This is a genomic window from Bradyrhizobium forestalis (genome assembly GCF_002795245.1).
Taxonomy (GTDB): Bacteria; Pseudomonadota; Alphaproteobacteria; order Rhizobiales; family Xanthobacteraceae; genus Bradyrhizobium; species Bradyrhizobium forestalis.
The window spans coordinates 59,365-78,016 of record NZ_PGVG01000020.1 but is presented as its reverse complement, the minus strand read 5'-3'; the positions used below and the strand labels follow the sequence as shown (position 1 = coordinate 78,016).

At 65.5% G+C, this 18,652-nt stretch carries 14 protein-coding genes; 6 read left to right on the top strand and 8 right to left on the bottom strand.

Annotation, left to right across the window (positions count from 1 at the left end):
- Positions 1-6: 6 nt before the first annotated feature.
- The gene (locus CVM73_RS22925) at positions 7-1,059 is read right to left on the bottom strand and encodes an Ldh family oxidoreductase (protein WP_100234120.1); all 1,053 of its coding nucleotides are present in this window, start codon (positions 1,057-1,059) and stop codon (positions 7-9) included.
- Between the two features lie 295 nt (positions 1,060-1,354).
- Here CVM73_RS22925 and CVM73_RS22920 point away from each other — a divergent pair, with 295 nt between their 5' ends.
- Complete coding sequence (locus CVM73_RS22920; protein ID WP_167407000.1) at positions 1,355-5,461, top strand: bifunctional diguanylate cyclase/phosphodiesterase; 4,107 nt, start codon at positions 1,355-1,357, stop codon at positions 5,459-5,461.
- Here CVM73_RS22920 and CVM73_RS22915 read toward each other — a convergent pair.
- The 5 genes from CVM73_RS22915 to CVM73_RS22890 form a co-directional block, all read right to left on the bottom strand.
- Positions 5,435-5,776 (bottom strand): hypothetical protein, encoded by a 342-nt coding sequence (locus CVM73_RS22915; protein ID WP_100234118.1) that lies wholly within the window; start codon positions 5,774-5,776, stop codon positions 5,435-5,437. The two genes, CVM73_RS22920 and CVM73_RS22915, sit on opposite strands and share 27 nt — an antisense overlap.
- Positions 5,777-6,006: 230 nt before the next feature.
- The gene (gene galE, locus CVM73_RS22905; RefSeq protein WP_100234116.1) at positions 6,007-6,999 is read right to left on the bottom strand and encodes a UDP-glucose 4-epimerase GalE; all 993 of its coding nucleotides are present in this window, start codon (positions 6,997-6,999) and stop codon (positions 6,007-6,009) included.
- Positions 7,000-7,018: 19 nt separating this feature from the next.
- Positions 7,019-7,822 carry a WecB/TagA/CpsF family glycosyltransferase gene (locus CVM73_RS22900; RefSeq protein WP_100234115.1) on the bottom strand — a complete coding sequence of 268 codons (804 nt, stop codon included), beginning with the start codon at positions 7,820-7,822 and terminating at the stop codon, positions 7,019-7,021.
- Positions 7,815-10,187 carry an exopolysaccharide transport family protein gene (locus tag CVM73_RS22895; RefSeq protein WP_100234114.1) on the bottom strand — a complete coding sequence of 791 codons (2,373 nt, stop codon included), beginning with the start codon at positions 10,185-10,187 and terminating at the stop codon, positions 7,815-7,817. Before CVM73_RS22895 ends, CVM73_RS22900 begins: the two co-directional genes overlap by 8 nt.
- Before the next feature lie 280 nt (positions 10,188-10,467).
- The gene (locus tag CVM73_RS22890; protein ID WP_100234113.1) at positions 10,468-11,268 is read right to left on the bottom strand and encodes a class I SAM-dependent methyltransferase; all 801 of its coding nucleotides are present in this window, start codon (positions 11,266-11,268) and stop codon (positions 10,468-10,470) included.
- A 324-nt stretch (positions 11,269-11,592) separates the two neighbouring features.
- Between CVM73_RS22890 and CVM73_RS22885 the strand changes: the two genes are divergently transcribed.
- Positions 11,593-12,621 (top strand): glycosyltransferase family 2 protein, encoded by a 1,029-nt coding sequence (locus tag CVM73_RS22885; RefSeq protein ID WP_100234112.1) that lies wholly within the window; start codon positions 11,593-11,595, stop codon positions 12,619-12,621.
- A 15-nt stretch (positions 12,622-12,636) separates the two neighbouring features.
- Here the strand turns inward: CVM73_RS22885 and CVM73_RS22880 are convergent, their stop codons facing one another.
- Positions 12,637-13,623, bottom strand: a complete 987-nt coding sequence (locus CVM73_RS22880; RefSeq protein ID WP_167406999.1) for a glycosyltransferase — start codon at positions 13,621-13,623, stop codon at positions 12,637-12,639.
- A gap of 248 nt (positions 13,624-13,871) precedes the next feature.
- Here CVM73_RS22880 and CVM73_RS22875 point away from each other — a divergent pair, with 248 nt between their 5' ends.
- From CVM73_RS22875 to CVM73_RS22860, 4 genes are all read left to right on the top strand, one after another.
- Positions 13,872-14,975: a glycosyltransferase gene (locus tag CVM73_RS22875; protein ID WP_100234174.1), complete on the top strand. Its 1,104-nt coding sequence runs from the start codon at positions 13,872-13,874 to the stop codon at positions 14,973-14,975.
- A gap of 3 nt (positions 14,976-14,978) precedes the next feature.
- Positions 14,979-16,331, top strand: a complete 1,353-nt coding sequence (locus CVM73_RS22870) for an O-antigen ligase family protein (RefSeq protein WP_100234110.1) — start codon at positions 14,979-14,981, stop codon at positions 16,329-16,331.
- Complete coding sequence (locus tag CVM73_RS40455) at positions 16,328-17,473, top strand: GNAT family N-acetyltransferase (protein ID WP_167406998.1); 1,146 nt, start codon at positions 16,328-16,330, stop codon at positions 17,471-17,473. The genes CVM73_RS22870 and CVM73_RS40455 overlap by 4 nt, the downstream gene beginning before the upstream one ends.
- A gap of 80 nt (positions 17,474-17,553) precedes the next feature.
- Positions 17,554-18,438, top strand: a complete 885-nt coding sequence (locus CVM73_RS22860) for a protein-L-isoaspartate O-methyltransferase family protein (RefSeq protein ID WP_167406997.1) — start codon at positions 17,554-17,556, stop codon at positions 18,436-18,438.
- A gap of 30 nt (positions 18,439-18,468) precedes the next feature.
- Here the strand turns inward: CVM73_RS22860 and CVM73_RS41525 are convergent, their stop codons facing one another.
- A complete protein-coding gene (locus CVM73_RS41525) occupies positions 18,469-18,603 on the bottom strand; it encodes a hypothetical protein (RefSeq protein ID WP_265441850.1) in 135 nt (44 codons plus the stop codon).
- Between the last annotated feature and the right edge of the window lie 49 nt (positions 18,604-18,652).

The window sequence follows — 18,652 nt, the reverse complement described above, 5'->3', positions numbered from 1 at the left end:
ATTGCGTCAGGCGAGGCCAAGGACGGTGTCGAGCCGGTATTCGCGCGCCAGCGCGCACAGCTTGTCCCAGGTCGCATCCTCGATCTCGATGCCGTCGCGCAGGCGCTGCTGCTCGCGCAGGCCCTCGATTTCGCCGGGATAGTACACGCCCTTGCTGCCCTCGGAGGGCGGTGTCGATTTCAGATAGCGCGCGAATTCCGCGACCTCGCGCTTGAACTCCTGCAGCGGGCGGAACGCTGCGACATTGAAGACCGCCATGAAGCATCCGTCATTGTGCCGCCCCGTAGGTTCGACGCCGAAGCCGAGGCCGGTGAGCAGGCCGCACAGCACCTCGACCATGGCAGCGAGACCGCTGCCCTTATAGCCCTCGGTGCCGCCCAGCGGCAGCAATGCGCCGCCCTTGCGATATTGCGTGGGGTCGGTGGTGTGCCGTCCCTCGGCATCGATGATCCATCCGGTGGGGATTTCTTCGCCACGCGCGACCGCGAGCTGGATCTTGCCAGCCGCAACCGCCGAGGTCGCCATGTCCAAATAAAACGGCGCCTCGAGGTCGGACGGCACCGCGATCGAGATCGGGTTGGTGCCAAGCCGTGCCTCCTTGCCGCCGAATGGCGCCACATGTTTCGGCGAGCGGCCGGAGTCCGCCGTCGCAATCCCGATCATGCCTTCGCGCATCGCCATCAAGGGGTAGGCGGCGAGGCGGCCGACATGGCTCTGCCGGAACACGGTGCAGGCGGCGACGTTCGCCGTCTTCGCCTTCTCGATGGTCAACGCCATCGCCTTGGCGTTGACGTGGAAGCCAAAACCCCAATGGCCGTCAATCACGGTCGTGGTCGGCGATTCCTGAACGATGGCCCACTTGGCGCCGGGAACGATGTGACCTGATTTGATGCGGTCGATATAGGCGGGCACGGCGATCACGCCGTGGGAATCATGGCCGGCGAGATTGGCGTTGACGCAGCCGATTGCGACCGCATCGGCCTCTTCCTCGGACGCACCGGCGGCGCGGAGCAGGGCGGCGCTGACGCGCGTGAGGCGATCGGCCTTGACGATCGGCATGGCGTTCCCTCGGCTTGGTGCCCTTAACAGGCTGCTTGTTGGGTGCCATCGTCTCAAAGCGCAGCAGCGATATCAATCTCCCGTAAACCATCACAGGGCTGCAAATTCGTAAAGAGAACGCGCCTTTGGTCGAGCGCACGTCCCGTGCGGCGGTATTTCCGGCAGTTTTGTGCTGCTCGTTCGCTGCTCGTTCACTTTGATCGACGGTTTGCGGTGCGCAATAACGCCCATTTAGGCGATCGCCGTTCATAAACGCACCGGGAGAAATAGGCAGAAATGCCCGGGAGCTGAGATCGTGCCGACGACACTCGCGCGCACCTTTGCGGCGTTGAGCGCCATCAATGAAGCGATCCTCTATGCGAGATCGCCGGACGAGCTGTACCAGAAGGTCTGCGACGCCGGATTCTCGAGCGGGGACTTTCTGGCCGTTGCCGTGTTCCTGGTCGAGCCGGACGGCCGGCGGCTGCGCTTCGCGGCCGGCTGTGGCGATGACATTCCGCGGCTCCGCTCGATTGTGATCACGACGGAAGCCGGCACACCAGAAGGATCCGGCGTCGGCGGCGAGGCATTTCGCGATCAGAAGCTGTGCATCAGCAACGATTATCTGAACGATCCGCGCTCGCTGGCGTGGCGCGAAGGCGCCGCCAAGGCCCATATCGGTGCGGCCGCGGCGCTGCCGCTGCTCTGCAACGGCAAGAGCGTCGGCGTATTGTATGTGACGCGGAGCGAGGCCAACTCGTTGAACGAGCAGATGGTGTCGCTGTTCGAGCGCATGTCGGCGAACATTTCCTACGCGCTGGACAATTTTGCGCGCGAGACCGCGCGGCAGACCAGCGAACGGGCGACACGGCGGCTTAACCGCATGTTCGGCGCCATCAGCGCCACCAACGAAGCGATCCTGCGTGCCAAGACCGAGCAGGAGCTGTACCAGCTCGTCTGCGACGCCTCCGTCCACAGCGGCAAGTCGCTGGCGACCATCGTGCTGCTCCGCGAGCCGGACTCACACTGGATGAAGCCTGTCGCCGCCACCGGGCAGAACCTCGAGCTCGTCACCCAGGCGCGCTATTCGGTCGACCCGGAGAATCCCTACGGCAGGGGTATCTCCGGCGAGGTGTTCCGGACGCAGAAAGCCATTGTCGAGGACGATCTCGCCAGCCGCACCAAGGGCTCGCCCTGGGAGCAGGCCAACGTCAATACCGGCGTCGCCGCCTGCGTGGTCGCGCCGCTGATCAAGCGCGGCGAAAGCGTTGGCGTGCTCCTGTTCTTCATCAGCCGTTCCTGGGCCAAGGACGAGGAGATCGTGGCGCTCCTGTTGCGCATCGCGGAGAACGTCTCGTTCGCGATCGAGAATTTTGGCCGCGAGGCCGACAAGTCCAGGATCGCGGCGGAAGAAGAGCGCTTGGCGCGCATGTATGCCGCGCTCAGCGCCACCAACGAGGCGATCCTGCGCGCGCGGTCGCGCTCCGAGCTGTTCGACCTCGTCTGCGAGGCGACGGCCAAAGGTGCCAAATTCACCTCGGCGAGCATCGCGCTGGTCGACCAGCGCGCCGAGCTGCTGCGCGTGGTCGCCAGTTACGGACCGAATGCCGACCAGGTTCGCAACTTCAAGCTTTCGATCTCCGAGCAGGTGGCGGAAGGACGCGGGCTGACCGGCACCGCGTTCCGCACCCGTCAGCCTGCCGTCAGCAACGACGTGCTCGCCGACGGCCGTATCGCGCCCTGGCAGGCCAGCGCCCGCCGCAACGGCATCGCGTCCTCTGCCGCGCTGCCGCTGTTCAACGGCGACCGGGTCGAGGGCGTGTTCCTGTTCAACTCGCCGGAGTGCGGCACCTTCACGCCCGAGCTCGTCGAGTTGCTGCGCAAGCTTCAGGCCAATGTCGCCTTCGCACTCGAAAGTTTCGACCGTGCCGACGAGAAGGCGCGAGTGGACAAGCAGCGCAATCGCCTCAGCGGCATGTTCGAGGCGCTAAGCGCAACCAATGAAGCCATCATGCGCGCCAAGACACGCGAGGAGCTGTTCGAGGCCGCATGCCAGGCGGCCGTGCTCGGCGATCTGTTCGCCTCGGCAACGATCGGCATCATCGATGAAGAACACGAGCTCGTTCGCGTCGTTGCGGTCAAGGGGCGCCTGCAGGAGCGCATGACTGGACGTACCTGCGTCATCTCCGCCGGCCATCCCGAGGGCCAGGGCATCATCGGCACCTCGTTGCGTACGCGCCGGCCCAGTGTCATGAACGACTATCTGAACGAGCCGCGTTCGGCTTACTGGCGGGCGAAGGCGATCGAGGATGGAACGCGGGCAGCGGCCAGCTTCCCGCTCCTGAAAGCAGGCCAGGAGCCGGTCGGCATCCTGCTTTTTCTTGCGCCGGAAGAGAACACGTTCACGCCCGATCTGGTCGAATTGCTCGGACGCCTCGCAGAGAACGTCTCCTTTGCACTCGACAATTTCGATCGCGCCGAGGAGAAGGTCCGCACCGAAGCGCAGAAGGAGCGTCTGACGCGCATGTTCGCGGCGCTGAGTGCGACCAACGAGGCGATCATGCGGGCGAAGTCGCGCGCCGAGCTGTTCGATCTGGTATGCCTCGCCGCGTCCACCGGCGGCAAGTTCACTTCGACGACGATCGCGCTCGCCAGCGCTGACAGCGACCAGTTCAAGATCGTCGCCAGCGCCGGACCGTCGTCCGACACAACGCGTAACGTCCGCCTCTCGGTCGACCCCGAGCGTCCCGAAGGCCGGGGGATGGCCGGCACAGCGTTCCGAACCCGGCAGCCCTGCATCAGTAACGACTATCTCAACGACCAGCGCGTGAGCGCCTTCCACGCCATCGTTCGCGGCGACGGCGCGCGCTCGGGCGCGGCCATCCCGCTCGTCGTTCACGACCTTGCCGTCGGCGTCATGATCTACATGTCGACCGAACCGGCCACCTTCACGCCCGAATTCGTCGAGCTGCTGCAGCGTCTCGCCGACAACGTCTCCTTCGCAGTGGAGAATTTCGATCGCGCCGACGAGAAGAACAAGGCCGACGAGCGGATCGAATATCTCGCCTCGCATGACAGCCTGACCGACCTGCCGAACCGCGAGACCTTCAACGGGCTTTTGCGCGAGGCAATCGACGCTGCGCAGCGCCACGATCACCGCTTTGCCGTGCTGTTCATCGATCTCGACCGCTTCAAGGTCATCAACGATTCGCTGGGCCACGAGGCCGGCGACCTGCTCCTGCTCGAAGTGGCGGATCGCTTGCGCGGCGCATTGCGCACGAGCGACGTGGTTGCGCGCCTCGGCGGCGACGAGTTCGTGGTGATCCTCGACCAGTGCGGCGAGATCGAGGACGTCCAGCACATCGCGACCGAGCTGCTCGCCGCGCTTGCCGAGCCCATGGAGCTGGCCGGCCACGAGTGCCATACCACGGCCTCGATCGGCATTGCGATGTATCCGGCCAACGGCTCCGACGCGCAGACGCTGACCAAGAACGCCGACATGGCGATGTACCTCGCCAAGGAAGACGGCAAGAACGGCTATCGCTTCTTCTCCAAGGAGGTGAAGACGCAGTCGATCGAACGCCTGTCGCTGGAGAGCGCGCTGCGCCGCGCGCTGGAGCGCGAGCAGTTCTCGCTGAACTACCAGCCCAAGGTGGACATGGAGACCGGTCAGATCACGGGCGTCGAAGCGCTGCTGCGCTGGGCGCATCCGGATCTCGGCAACGTCTCGCCGGCACAGTTCATTCCGCTTGCGGAGGAAACCGGGCTGATCGTGCCGATCGGCCGCTGGGTGCTGAATGAGGCCTGCGCGCAGGCCATGGCCTGGCAGCGCCGCGGTCTGCTGCCGCTGTCGATGGCGGTCAACCTGTCGCCGCGGCAGTTTGCCGACGAACATCTGTTGCAGGACGTCGACGAGGCGCTGGCGGCCTCTGGCATGTCTCCGGTGCTGCTCCAGCTCGAGGTCACCGAGAGCATGATGATGCGCAATGTCGGCCGCGCGCTCAAGGTGCTCGACTCCATCCAGAGCCGCGGCATCCGTCTCGCCATTGACGATTTCGGCACCGGCTATTCGTCGATGTCGCTGATGAAGCACTTCCCGATCGACACCATCAAGATCGACCGCTCCTTCGTGCGCGACCTGCCGCAGGACTCGGAGGATCAGGCGATCGCGCAGGCGATCATCAGCATGGGCAAGGCACTCGGGATGACCGTCGTCGCCGAAGGCGTCGAGAATGCCGAGCAGGAGGCGTTCCTGCGGACCAATGGCTGCGACGAGATGCAGGGTTTCCTCATCTCCAAGCCGCTGCCGGCGCGGCAGATGGCCGAGTTGCTGCGGCCGATGGCGCTGCCGGTCGCGCCGCCGCTCCAACCGGAACCGGCCGGCGAAGGCGCAGCGTCAGGGCTGAAACGCGCTGTCGTCTGACGGCTGCGGATGCAGCTCGCGGACCTCGTGGTCTCGCCCGTCGGCCTTGCTCGGAAAATCCTGGGGGCCCGTGAGGGATGTCTGCTCGGTGAACAGCGCGAGAATGCTGCGCGCGCCCTCGGCGAAGCTCGTCCCTGCGCTCACATTCAACGCGCGGCAGCATGTCTCGCTCATCGGCTCCTGGTCGTCGACCACGGCCATGGCGGGCCCCCACCACCAGGCAGGCGCCGGCGAGCGCTCGTCCTCCGGCACGACGTGCCAGCGGACGAACTCGTCCATCACGCGCTCGAATTCCAGGCGTGCAGCCTGATGCATGTGGTCGATGCTCCCAGAATCCGCGCCTGATGACGGGCCGACGCGCGGATTGATCGTGGCCTTGGACGCTCGGAAAAATCGGCTCGCGCAACTTGGCCGAGCCACGCATGCCGACATCGTCGTCGGCAATGCGGGAAAATGCGGCCGTCGGCGATACGCCAACGGCGGCAGCGAATATTCATTCTAGCCGTTTGAAGGCACGGCAGGCAAGGTTCGGATGTTACGGTTGCCTAACGCGACCTGAACGGATGTGCCTTCTGGTGCCAGGCCCAGGCCGTGCGGATGATCGTAGGCAGGTCGGAGTGACGCGGCACGAAGTTCAGCACCTTTCTCGCAGCAGAGGGATCCGCGACCAGATAGGTGGGATCGCCGGCGCGGCGCGGCTTGATGGTGTGCGGCACCTCGCGTCCGGTCTCCTGCCTGATGGCGTCGAGGATCTCGCGCACGGAGAAGCCGGAGCCCGTGCCGAGGTTGAAGCTGGCGCCGGCATGCCCTTGCTCGAGAAGCCTCAAGGCCGCGACATGCGCCGCCGCGAGGTCCGTGACGTGGATGTAGTCGCGGATCGCGGTACCGTCGGGCGTGTCGTAGTCGTCGCCGAACACCGCGAAGTCGACATGGCCCTGGAGCGCCATCATCGCGCGCGGAATGAGATGGGTTTCGTTGTCGCGCAGCTCGCCGATGCCGCCGGCCGGATCGGCGCCGCTGGCATTGAAATAGCGCAGGCAGAACGCGCCGAAGCCATAGGCCGTGCGGTAGTCGGCGAGCATGCGCTCGATCATCAACTTCGATGCGCCGTACGGATTGATCGGCGCGCAGGGAAAGTCTTCCGGCAGCGCCTTGGAATCGGCGTTGCCATAGACGGCGCCGGTCGAGGAGAACACGATGCGATGGCAGCTCGCGTTGCGCATGGCCTGCAACAGCGACAGCGTGCCTTGCACGTTGTTGATGTAGTATTTCTGCGGGTCGGCCATGGACTCCCCGACGAGGCTCGCCGCCGCGAAATGCATCACCGCCGTGATCTTGTGGTCGGCGAAGGCGCGCGCCAGCGTCGCGCCGTCGAGCAGATCGCCTGTCACCAGGGGGCCGGCGACGAAGCTGCGATGACCTGTCGAGAGATTGTCATAAACGACGGGCTGATAGCCGGCGGCGGTCAATGCGCGGCAGGCATGCGAGCCAATATAGCCCGCGCCCCCGGTGACGAGGACGGTCGGTCGTTCGGTCATGTCGTCTTCTGCTCTTCTCTTAGCGGAGGGGGCGGTTGCGGTTGAACAGAAGATAGAGCGCGCGGGGGTTGGTGGTCAAATAGCGCCAGAGCAGGCGGCGTGGCTCGAGCAAGGTGCGCCAGGCCCATTCGAGTCCGATCTTCTGCATCCATTGCGGCGCGCGGGAACGGCTCCCCGACAAAAAGTTGAACAGGCCGCCGGATGTCTTGATAACGCCAACATTGGTCAGATGCGGCGTGAATTCCTTCACGAATGCCTGCTCGTTGGGCACGCCGAGCGCGACCCACAGATAGTCCGGCGCCAGGGCGTTGATCTCCTCGATCTTGGCACGCAGCGGCTCGCCGCGCAGATAGCCGTGGCTGCGCCCGACGATCTTGAGGCGCGGATACATCTTCTGGACGTTCTCGACCGCAGCGGCGTTCTCGGCCTCGCTTGCGCCGAACATATAGAACGTGCGGCCGACCGCTTCCGCCTTGCGCGCGACGACGTGGAACAGGTCCGTGGTCGCAACGCGCTCCGGCAGCGGGAACCAGGATTGCAGCTTCGAGGCCGCGACCAGCGGCTGACCGTCGGCGTTGATCAGGTCGGCGGCGCGGAACAGGTGCTCGGTCTGCGGCTCGGTCGAGCAGCGCGCCAGCACCTCGCCATTGGCCGAGGTCAGGAACAGCGGGCGGCCGATGCGATTGTCTGGATCGGTCGCCTCGATCATGAAATCGGCGGTGGCTTCCAGGTCGAGCGCGGCCATACGAAGACCGCCGACGGTGATCCGCGGCACGTCGGCGGTTGCTGCCCGTCCCTCGAGGTTGACGCGGCGCTCAAGCATATTGTCTGCCTCGCTGGCGCGTTTGGATTGCAGGGGTGAGCTCGTCGAGCACGACGCCGACGAGCTTGCGCTCGACGGGGCCGAGCGCGGCCAGGATCTCTTCCAGGCTGTCGTTGACGTCGTGGCTGGTCGGCAGCACGGCCAGCAGCGAGTCGATGTCGTCGAGCAGCTTGCGGCCGCCGGCCGAGAGTGGCATCGCCGGGCCGTCGAGGATCACGAGATCATACCCGCCGGCGGAACGGGCCTGCGCGATCGCCCTGCGGACCGCCTCGGCAGCCTTGCCGGCGTCGCCCTCCGCGGCCGGCAGCACCGAGATGCCGTTGACCGACTTGATCTCGCGTGCGTCCTTGCTGCCGATCGAGAGCCAGCCGAGCCGGCTCGGTTCGCTCTTGCCGGGACGGATGACCTTGTTCGAGAGCGTGCGGGCCTGATGGTCGGCATCGATCATCAGCACGCGGGCGCCGTCGCGCGCGGCTGCCAGCGCGAAATTCAGCGCGGTCACGCTGCGCCCGGTGGTCTTGCCGGCACCGACGAGCGCAATGACCGGCATCGCCTTGTCGTCGGCGCGCCGCGCCGCGGCGGCGCGCATGTCACGCCAGGCGTTGAGCAGCGTCGTCAGCGGAAAACCGGGGCGGAGCGTCGGCCAGCCCAGCCGTGTGAGGTCGACGCCGCCGCCGGTGGCGAGTATGGCGCCGAGCGTGTGGATGACATCGGCCTCCTGGAAGCGTGCGATCAGCGGCTTTTCGATCAGGGGCTTTTCGACCATCGCAGGCTGGAGCGGGGGCGCGGCAAGTTCCGGCGGAATCTGTTCACCTTCCACAGCTCGCGAGGCCGGCTGAGGCGGCGAAGCCTCCGAAGGCCGCACGCGCTGCGGAGCCCGCGTTGCATCCGGCGCCGGCGTGCGTTGTGGGCGGGCCGGCGTCGGCGCCGGTGTGGTCGCGCCGGTGAGCAGGAGCTCGACCGCGACGAACCAGCTTGACGCCGCAATCGCACCGAACATGAAGCCGATCATGGCGAACAGGCTCATCGCCGGCGGGAACGAGCGCCGCTGCGGCACTGTCGCTTCGCCAATAACTCGAGCCGCCGAGGTGTTCAGGCTCTCCTGCTCCTCGGTCTCGCGGGAGCGCTTGAGAAAGGATTGATAGACGTCGCGGCTGGCATCGGCTTCGCGCTCGAGCTCGCGCAAGCGCACCGCGGCCTGGCTGAGCTGGACGCTCTGCCGCTTCTGCGCTTCCAGCGCCCGGTTGAGCGAGGCTTCAAAATCGCGGGCCCGCGTCAAATCGTTCTTGGCGGACTGAGCGAAGCGGTCGATCTCCTCGTTGATGGTGCGCTTGAGGTCCTCGACCTGCTTCTCGGTCTGGCGCAGCGCCGGATGACGCGGCCCGAGTTCGGCGGCTTGCTCCGCATATTTCTTGCGGGCATCGGCATATTGCGCGCGCAGATTGGCGATGGTTGGCGATTGCAGCGCCTCCGGAATCGCGCCGGCATCGGCCGCGGTGCGCCGGCTCGCCTCGATCTGGTCGAGCCGCGCCTGCGCATCCATCGTCGCCGCACGGGCCGCGGAAAGCCGCTGGTTGCTGGCGGAGAGCTGCTGGTCGCTGATCAGCGCATCCTGGGTGCCGACGAAATTGTTCTGCGCCTTGTAGGTGGCGAGCGCGGTCTCGGCGTTGCGCAGCCGCTCGCGCAGCTCCTTCAGGCGGCTGGACAGATCGTTGGTGGCGCGCCGTGCGGCCGAAGCCTGCGAGTTGCGGGATTCGGCGAGGTAGGCATTGGTCAGTGTGTTGGCCAGCATCGCCGCTTTCGCAGGCTCTGTCGACCAGACCTCGATGTCGACGATGAAGCTCTTCTCGGTCTTGCGGATCGTGATGTGCCTGTTCAGCGCCTCGAGCGCCGCGAGCTGCACTTCCTTCCTCTCCGCGGCGGAGGGCGTGCGGGGCTGCAGGCCGATCAGGCCGAGCAGCGACGCCATCAGGCTCGCAGCCTCGCCGCCGCCGAATTCGGGATCCTTGTCGAGACCGGCCTGCTGGATGACCTGGAGCAGCACGCTGTTGGAGGTGATCAGGCGGGCCTGGCTCTCCACCACCATGGACATGCCGGAGACGTCCTGCGCGCGGGGCGTGAGCTCGCGGTCGACCAGTTGAAGCTCGCGCGGGTCGACATAGAGCTGAGCGGTCGCGGTGTAGCGGGGCGTCACGCTCTTGCCGATGGTGACTGCGAGCGTCGCGCCGAGCAGGGCGGCCGCGGTGATCGCTACCTTTCGCCGCCAGAGCAAATTGGCCAGCTCCAGCACGTTGAAGCCGGCCTGAGGCTTCCGCTGCGAGGCCTCCGCTCCGGTCCGATCGATCGGCTGGTTATAGTCAAGCATGATCCCCAGCTTTCATTCCAACTGCCGCGGGCTGAGGGGTTACTCTTCGCTTTACGCCACGTACCCGGGATATAGGTGCCCAATCAACGCAACAGGGAAAATTAACCATACTCATTGAGGGACTATTCACCGAAATGGCAAACAAAGAGTTTAAGCGCATGCTGCTCTTCGCGGCGTCGCCGTGACGCCGAAATCCCCCAGAGATTAACGGTTCGTTACCGCGCGCGGCGGGCCAGCGACGCGTCGCTCGTCGTGCGATCAACTGCGCGCGCATGGCTGTTCAGCGCTTCCGCAGGATGACGTGATAGTCGCCGCGGCGGACGTCGGTGCCGCGCGGGAGCACGGCGTTCAGCACCGCGGCGCCGGCGTCGACCAGGGCCGCAAACAGCTGCTTGCGCCGTCGCATCTCGGGATAGCGCGGACTTTCGACCTCACGACGATAGATCATCTCGAGGCCGTTGGCGGCGGCGAATGCTTCGAGCCGGGGCAGCGTCACCAGCGGATGGAAGAACGTCGGGAATGGCGGCTCGCCGGGCAGGCCAGCGTCCTTGATGCCCCGGATGTGCCGGTAGAACCAGACGTGAAACCAGTGCGGCGAATATTTGGTGACGACCCCGGAGAGCGAGCGCGGATTGGGCGCGCCGATCAGGATCATCCCGCCGCGCTTGAGCGCGTCACGGAAGTTCAGGAGCGCGGCGTCGACATCAGGCAAATGCTCGATCACGTTGTAGCAGATCACGAGATCGAAGGTCTCGCGGCCGAAGCGGTGGGTCTGGACGTCGCCGAGGATCGCCTCGTCGGCGTAGGTGTTGTTGCGGACCTGATCCTCGTCGATGTCGACGACGGTGACCTTGCTGCGGCTCAGCAATTCCGGTGGCAGAACGCTGCATGAGCCGCCGCCGGCTTCATAGATCGCGAGCCGGCCCTGCGGCAGCTCGCGGCACAGCACCTCATGGACGGCGAGCAGGCTGTCGCGGGCTTCGCCGGGGACGAGATCATGAAGTGCCTGGGTATATGTCGCGGCCGCAGGGATTTGGATCGCCGTGGCTGTCGCGAAATCGATCGTGGCTGGCTTGTTCATATTTTCTGACCGCGCTTGTTCTATTCAAATTTACAGGAAAAAACGCGCTTGCCCGAAGAGCAAATCCGGTGCCGCACGGTCTCACCGGTCGCAGTGCTTACGGTCGGGTTAATGCGCATGTGCATTAACTACGGCATTGTTCATGTTGGGGGCCGCGTCGGCGCATGGACCGCCAATTGCAGTATCGCGTCCGGTAGATTTGGCGGCGATGTGCCGCCCGGCAGCCGTCTGTTTTGGGACGCATCTGTCCCGCGGCGATGTGTCGTCGTGGGACGCGTGATCGAAGCAGGGCTTTTTCAATATATCTCGGACATCTAGAGCGTCATGACATTGATCCCGACAGTCCTGTCTGTGGCGCACATCTTGGATGCCGTGCGCGATCCCAACCGGGAAATCGTGGCGAGCTCTGCGGTCATCGACCTGTCGGTCGGCGTCGTCGTCTGCATTCCCTGCTTCCGCCGTCCGCAGCACCTGCGGCTCACGCTGGAATCGCTGGCTAACCAGCGCACCCCGCGTTCCTTTGCCGTCGTCATGGTCGAGAACGATGCCGCGCGGCGCGAAAGCGCGCCGGTTGCGGCAGAGTTTCTGGCTGCCGGCAGGCTCCGGGGCGTTTGCCTCATCGAGAAGCGGCAGGGGAACTGCCACGCGATCAATGCTGCATTTGAGACGGCGCTGGGGCTGTTTCCCGCCGCGACCCGTTTCCTGATGATCGACGACGACGAGATTGCCTCGCCCGACTGGCTCGAGCTGATGGTCCGCACTGCGGAGGCGACCGGTGCCGACGTGGTCGGCGGGCCGGTGCTGCCGGTCTTCGACGACGACAGCAAGCCCTGGCTTTCGCGTCATCCCGCCTTCTGTCCCGCCTACGACTACAGCGGTGCGGTGCCGCTGATTTACGGCTGCGGCAATTGTCTGATCACGCGTGCCGCCTTCGAACGGTTCGATCGTCCCGCGTTCGACCTGCGCTTCAATTTCCTCGGCGGCGGCGATTGTGATTTCTTCGTGCGGTGCCGTGACGCCGGCATGCTGTTCCACTGGACGGCGGAGGCCGTCATCACCGAGACCGTGCCGCACAACCGCACCAGCCTCCGCTGGATCGCAAAGCGCGGCCTGCGCATCGGTGCGATCAATTATCGTGTGCAGTCCAAGGCCGCGCGAAGCGCAGCGGCGCGGGCGCGGGTGTTTGCGCAGATGCTTGGACGGCTACCGCTCTCGCTGCTTCGCGCCGCAGCCCTGTTGACGTCGTCGAAAGCCGTCGTCGCGATGCATCCCGTGATGGTTGCGTTTGGCGCCGCCTTGGCGGCCTTCGGCCTCGAGCCGAGGCCTTATGAGGCCTCGAAGATCGTGTCTTGATCCGGCTGCGACGGACTAGATGCCGAAACCGGCAAGGGCGACCCTGATTGCGGAGCGTGGCAGCGATTTGAACGACCGCCGGCCGACCATCGCGAGATAGGCGAGGGCTTCGCGATATCGGCCGAAGCGGACCGCTTGCATCGCCGAATAGGTGACGAGATGAATCTCGGCAGCCTGGCGCAACCCACGCGCCGCGCCCTCGGGGAGTCTCGCCAGGATCAGCCCATCATCGAAGACGCGTGCGACCGCCGGCAAGAAATCCTGCGGGGTTCGCACCGCGGCGTTCATCGTGTTGGCCGTATGCAGGCGATAGTCCAGCAGAAGCTTTGGCGCGAATTCGAACTCGCCGATCGCCGCAAGCCGGCACCAGCAATGCCAGTCCTCGCAATATCTGAGAGAGACGTCGAAACCGCCGATGGCGCGGAAGGCCTCCGCACGGGTGAGCACAACGCCACCGTTGACGATGAAGTTCCCGGCCGTGAGCCGCACCAGCACGTCGCCTGATGGTTTGCGGCGTCCCTTCAAAAGCTCGCGTCGGCCGATCTGCCGTCCTTCGCCATCGATCGTGTTGTAGTCGCCGTAGACGAGAACTGCGCGCGGAGCACCGCGCGCAGCCGAAAGGAGTGCCGCCACCGCACCGGGGCGCAGGAGGTCGTCGGCATCGAGGAAGAGCAGCCACTCGCCGCTTGCCTGTCGCGCGCCGAGATTGCGCGCGGCCGATACGCCCGCGGAATCGTTGTGGATCAAGCGCAACCGCGGGTCGCGCACGCCCCGCACGATTGCAGAGGTGTCGTCGGTCGAGCCGTCGTCGACGACGATCACCTCGGTCACCTCGCGTTGCGCCAGCGCGCTGGCGAGGGTTTCGCCGACATAGGCTGCGGCGTTCTTGGCGGGAATGACGACGGAGACCGATGAGGCCGAGCCGACCTGAAGCGGGAAGCGCGCCGGCGCTGCCGCGCGGGAGGCGGCTGGCAGTTCGAGAACGTCTTCGGCGGTGATCAAGTTACGGCTCGCCTTTAATGATCTGTTAACCAGGGCCTGTCTGCCGCGCCGGCAACGCTGGCGGTCGCAGCCCCGGTTGCCAGCGGATGATACTCGCATTGCAGTCAAATCATTGCAGCGAAGCCGCGCGGGTCGCGAGTTTCGTAGAATAACGTTAAGTCGCTGGCATTAAGCCTGTGGCAAATTTCGAAGAGTGCGGCAGCCGATCGCATGCGAGAATGCGCATCGGACTGCCGCGGATGGATCCAGTGCCCGCAAAGACGTTCGAACGCGACCCCGATGCGATGATCCTGAACCTCTTTTACGAGGACAAGGACGACCGCTGGTTTCCCGGCGACCGGCATCTGCGGCGCATCGCCCGCCGGTTGCTGCTCGGCGAGCCGCGCATGAGCGGCCAGCTGCGCGTGTTCCTCAATCTCTGTGCGGGGCTCGACCGGCTCGGCATCCGCTACCGCGTCAACGATTACGGTCATATCGCCAAGCATCCCGACGAGCTTGCCTGCATCGTCGGCCGCACTTTCCTGCTCGACAAATTCGCGTGGAAGAACCCGATCCTGCTCGGCGTTGCCGCCCACAATCATCCGCTCGACGACCCCGACTTGTTCAAGCGTCTGCCGGTGAAGAAGGTCGTGGTGCCCGGCCCCTGGTACGTCGACATGTACCGGCCGCATTGGCCCGATACGGAGGCCTGGCCCGTCGGCATCGACACCGATCTCTGGGCGCCGTCGGAGCTATCGAAAAAGACCGTCGATGTACTGATCTACGACAAGGTTCACTGGGACCGCGAGCGCTATGCGCCGGGGATGATCGAGCCCGTTCGCGCCCGGCTCATCAAGGAAGGCCGTTCGTTCACGGAGCTGCGCTATGGCAGCTACAAGGAAGCGGATTATCAGGCAGCGCTGGCGCGTTCGCGGGCGATGATCTTTCTGTGCCAGAGCGAGAGCCAGGGCATCGCCTATCAGCAGGCCTTGTCCTGCGGCGCGCCGGTGTTTGCCTGGGATCCGGGCGGGCCGTGGCGCGACCCCGATTATTATCCGCACCGGGTGAGGTTCGCGCCAGTATCGTCGGTGCCGTATTGGGACGAACGCTGCGGTGCCAAGTTCACCGACATCGCGGGGTTCGAGGCGGGTTGGGATAGTTTCTGGGCCGGGTGCGCCGCGAGCAAGTTCGATCCGCGCGGTTACATCCTGGACAATCTCACGCTGGAGCAACGGGCGCTGCAATATTATGAGATCGCGCGGAGCATCGTGCGGCAGCCAGCGGTGTCGCAGACCTCCGGCCGGCCCGTTGACGGACGCTCAACAGGGCTGAGCCAGGACGCGGAGCTTCTCCGGCGTCACCAAATGTCTTGAGCCATGGACCGCAGCGCGGCTGACATGATCGACGTCGAGGCCCGATCGTTGGGCCATGTCCTGCGCGACGGCCTTGCAAGGCTCAATGCCGTGCGGGCGGCACGCTGCCTCGTCGCGGTCGGGGCGCTGCTGCTGGTGCTGGTGACGCTCGATCCGTTCCCGGACCTGCGCAATCCCGACGTCACCGCCGTCGTCGGCGGACGAATGGCGCTGACCTATATCGCCTGGGGCCTCCTGGCTGCGGTCGCAATGCTGTGTGTCGCCGCCTCGGATGCGCCCGCGCTGAAGAGCTTGCTGACCCCGCTTCATCTCTGCCTCCTGGGCTGGTTGGCGATCAACATCGTCTTCTCCGAGAGTCGCGGCGTTTCGATCCAGCGATTCGTTCTCGCGGCCAGCGTGACGTCGCTCGCCGTCTTGCTGCCGTTGCTGCCGCCGACGCAGCGCAGCTTCAACCTGTGCCTGGGTGCCGCCGCGCTCGTGCTGCTCGCGCTTTGCTATCTCGGCGTTGTCCTCGCGCCGCAATATTCAATCCACACGGCCCTCGACGTCACCGAGCCGCAGCTTGCCGGCGACTGGCGCGGCAGCTTTGGCCACAAGAACATCGCCTCGGCCGTGATGACCATCCTGGTCTATGTCGGCATCTACCTGTCGGCCGTGGGCTCGTTCGTGATGGGGCCCGCGATCGCCGTGCTGGCCGGCACCTTCCTGATCTTCACCGGCGGCAAGACATCGTCGGTGCTGTGCCTTGCGATCTACGCGCTCGCCTCGCTGGTCTATGTCACGCCAGGCCTGTGGCAGAAGCGGCTCATCTGCTTCGTGCCGCTGGCTGCGATGAACCTGTTGACGGTCGGCAGCGTCCTCAGCCCGGCGCTCGGCGCAATGACGCGGCTGCTTCCGCTCGATCCCACCTTCACCGGCCGTTCGGCGATCTGGGAGTTCGCGCTTGCGGCCGTCGCCGAGAAGCCGATCATCGGTCACGGCTATGCGGCGTTCTGGGACGACGTGAGTGCGCGGCAGACCGCGCAGGGCGCCGAATGGGCGACGTCGGCGGCGCACAGCCACAACAGCTATCTTGATCTTGCGGTCACCATCGGCTTGCCGGGATTGGTGCTCGTGATCCTCGTCTTCGTGCTCGCGCCGCTCGGCAATTTCCAGACGACCCAGGCTCACAGCCGCAGTGGCGCACTGGCCAAGCTGTTCCTGACGGTGTGGTTGTTCGGCCTGTATTACGGCGCAACCGAGACCTTCCTGCTCGAACGGCAGAATCCGATCTGGTTCATGTTCGCTCTTGCCGTGGCCGGCTTGCACTTCCTGGCGAGGTTCCAATGCGTTGTGCACACGGAACCGAAGCCATGACCGTTCTCAGCGTCGAGCAATTAGACGGCCAGGTGTCCAGCACGCCGGGAATCGCGGTCGATTTCCTGCGTGACTGGCGGCACGCGGCCTCGCGCCTGAACGCCGGGCACCGCACCGCGTTCCAGCATGCTTATTGGCTCGGCGCCTGGTACCAGGCGTTTCACGACGTTGCTCCGGTGATCGCCGTGATCTCCGATGTCGCCACGGGCAAGGACATCGCGGTCGTGCCGATGATCAGCCATATCAGGCGCGGCATCCGCATCGTCGAGTTCGCGGACCTCGGCGTCTCCGACAACAACGCTCCGATCCTGGCGCTCGATGCTCCGTTGGACCTGGGGATGACGGATGCGATCAACAAGGCGCTGATCGGCGCGTTGCGCGCGCTGCCCGACCGTTTCGATCTGCTCCGCCTGAAGAAGATGCCGGCCCAGGTCGGCGGCAAGCCGAACCCGCTGGTGTCGCTCGGCCGGATCGGGTCCTCGTCGCTCAATGGCAATCTCGTGTTGATGGGCGCCGACTACGACGACTATCAGGCCTCGATCAAGCGCTTGCAGATGCGGCGCTGCTGGCGGGTCTTCAGCCGTCATGCCGGCGCGCGGTTCGAGATCGCCGCGGATGTCGCGCGTGCGCATGAACTGCTGGATGTGATGGATGTCCAGCAACAGGCACGCATGCAAAAGCTCGGCTCGCCGTTCGTTCTGAACGACGAGACCCATGCGCGGTTCTATCGCGAGGTCGTCCGCCAGGGCGTCGCGGAAGGCTATGCCATGGTCTCGGCGCTGGTGTGCGACGCGGGCATCATCGCCACTGCGCTGGGCGTCAAGCATGGCGCGACCTATTTCCTGCTGCGTATCAGCCATGCCGGCGATCCATGGTCGAGCTGCTCGCCGGGTCTGCTCGTCACCGAGCGCACCATGGCGGCGCTGCATGCGCAAGGCGTGCGCCGTTTCGACCTCAGCATCGGCAATCAAGCCTACAAGCGCCGCTTCGGCGCCGAGAGGGTGCCGCTGACCGATGTCAGCGTCGCGCTGTCCTGGCGCGGTCTGCCCTACGCCTGGCGCGATCATGCCGCGCAGGGCCTGCGCCGCCATCCGAAGCTCGCCTCCCTCGCGGCGCGGGCGATGGGCAAGGGCGCGCGTTAGAAGGCGCATGGTCCTGATTGCACGGGTCGTTCGACTATCGCAGTCGTTGTGCTATCGTGGCCTCCGATCCCGGAGGCGACATGGAAGACCGTTCGGCAAAATATCGTGCGTTCTATGCGCAGTTGATTTGCGCTGCCGCGAAGGCTGCGGACCCTCGCATCGAGCAGGCCTTTCGCGCCGTCAGGCGCGAGCCTTTCGTTGGCCCCGGGCCGTGGTCGATCTCCTTCGGCGGTCACCCCTATGTCGTGACGCCGGATGATGATCCCGCCTTCATCTATCAGAACGCGCTGCTGGCGCTCGACAGCGCGCGCAGTCTCAACATCGGCATGCCCTCTGCGCACGCTTACTGGCTCAGCGGCTGCGCCGTCAGGGAAGGCGAGACCGTGATCCAGATCGGCGCCGGCAGCGGCTACTACACCGCGATTCTCGCGCATCTCGTCGGTCCCGGCGGCCGCGTTCATGCCTATGAGATCGACGAGCGTCTGGCGGGACTTGCGCGCGACAATTTGAAGGACATCGCCCATGTGGACGTACGCGGACGCTCGGGCATCGCGTCGGATCTGCCGGCGGCCGACGTGATCTATGTCTGCGCGGGCGCGGCGCAGCCGGGGGCGGAATGGCTCGATGCGCTGCGGCCTGGCGGGCGGCTGGTGTTTCCGTTGGCGCCGGAAGGCATGCTCGGCGGCATGTTGATGATCACCCGCCCCGATGACGGCGCGACCTGGCCTGCGAAATTCCTCAGCCGCGCCCAATTCATCGGCTGCGCGGGATTGCAGGATGCGGAGGCGGGCCGGCGATTGGGCGAGGCGTTCGCAAGAGGTTGGGAAGGGGTGCAGTCGTTGCGGAGAGAGGGCGCCCCCGACGAGACATGCTGGTTTGCTGGTGAGGGCTGGTGGCTTTCGACGGCGCCCGCACCTATGCCGACGGAGCCGGTTCGGCCTCACGCCGGCACCACACAGGCCTAGCGGTGACACAGGCCTAGCGGTGACGACGTCTCACGATCCCGTGCATTCGGCGCAGTGAAGCCGGCCGCGCGAGGCGCGGAACAGGCTGCGGCAATACCAGCGCCGCGCCAGCGCCTGTGCAGGTTTACGGATCATCTGCGCGATCAACAAGAGTTCGAAGGCCATTATTCGGATCGTTCTTGCTTTGATATCCTGATCACAGATGGGGCGGCAT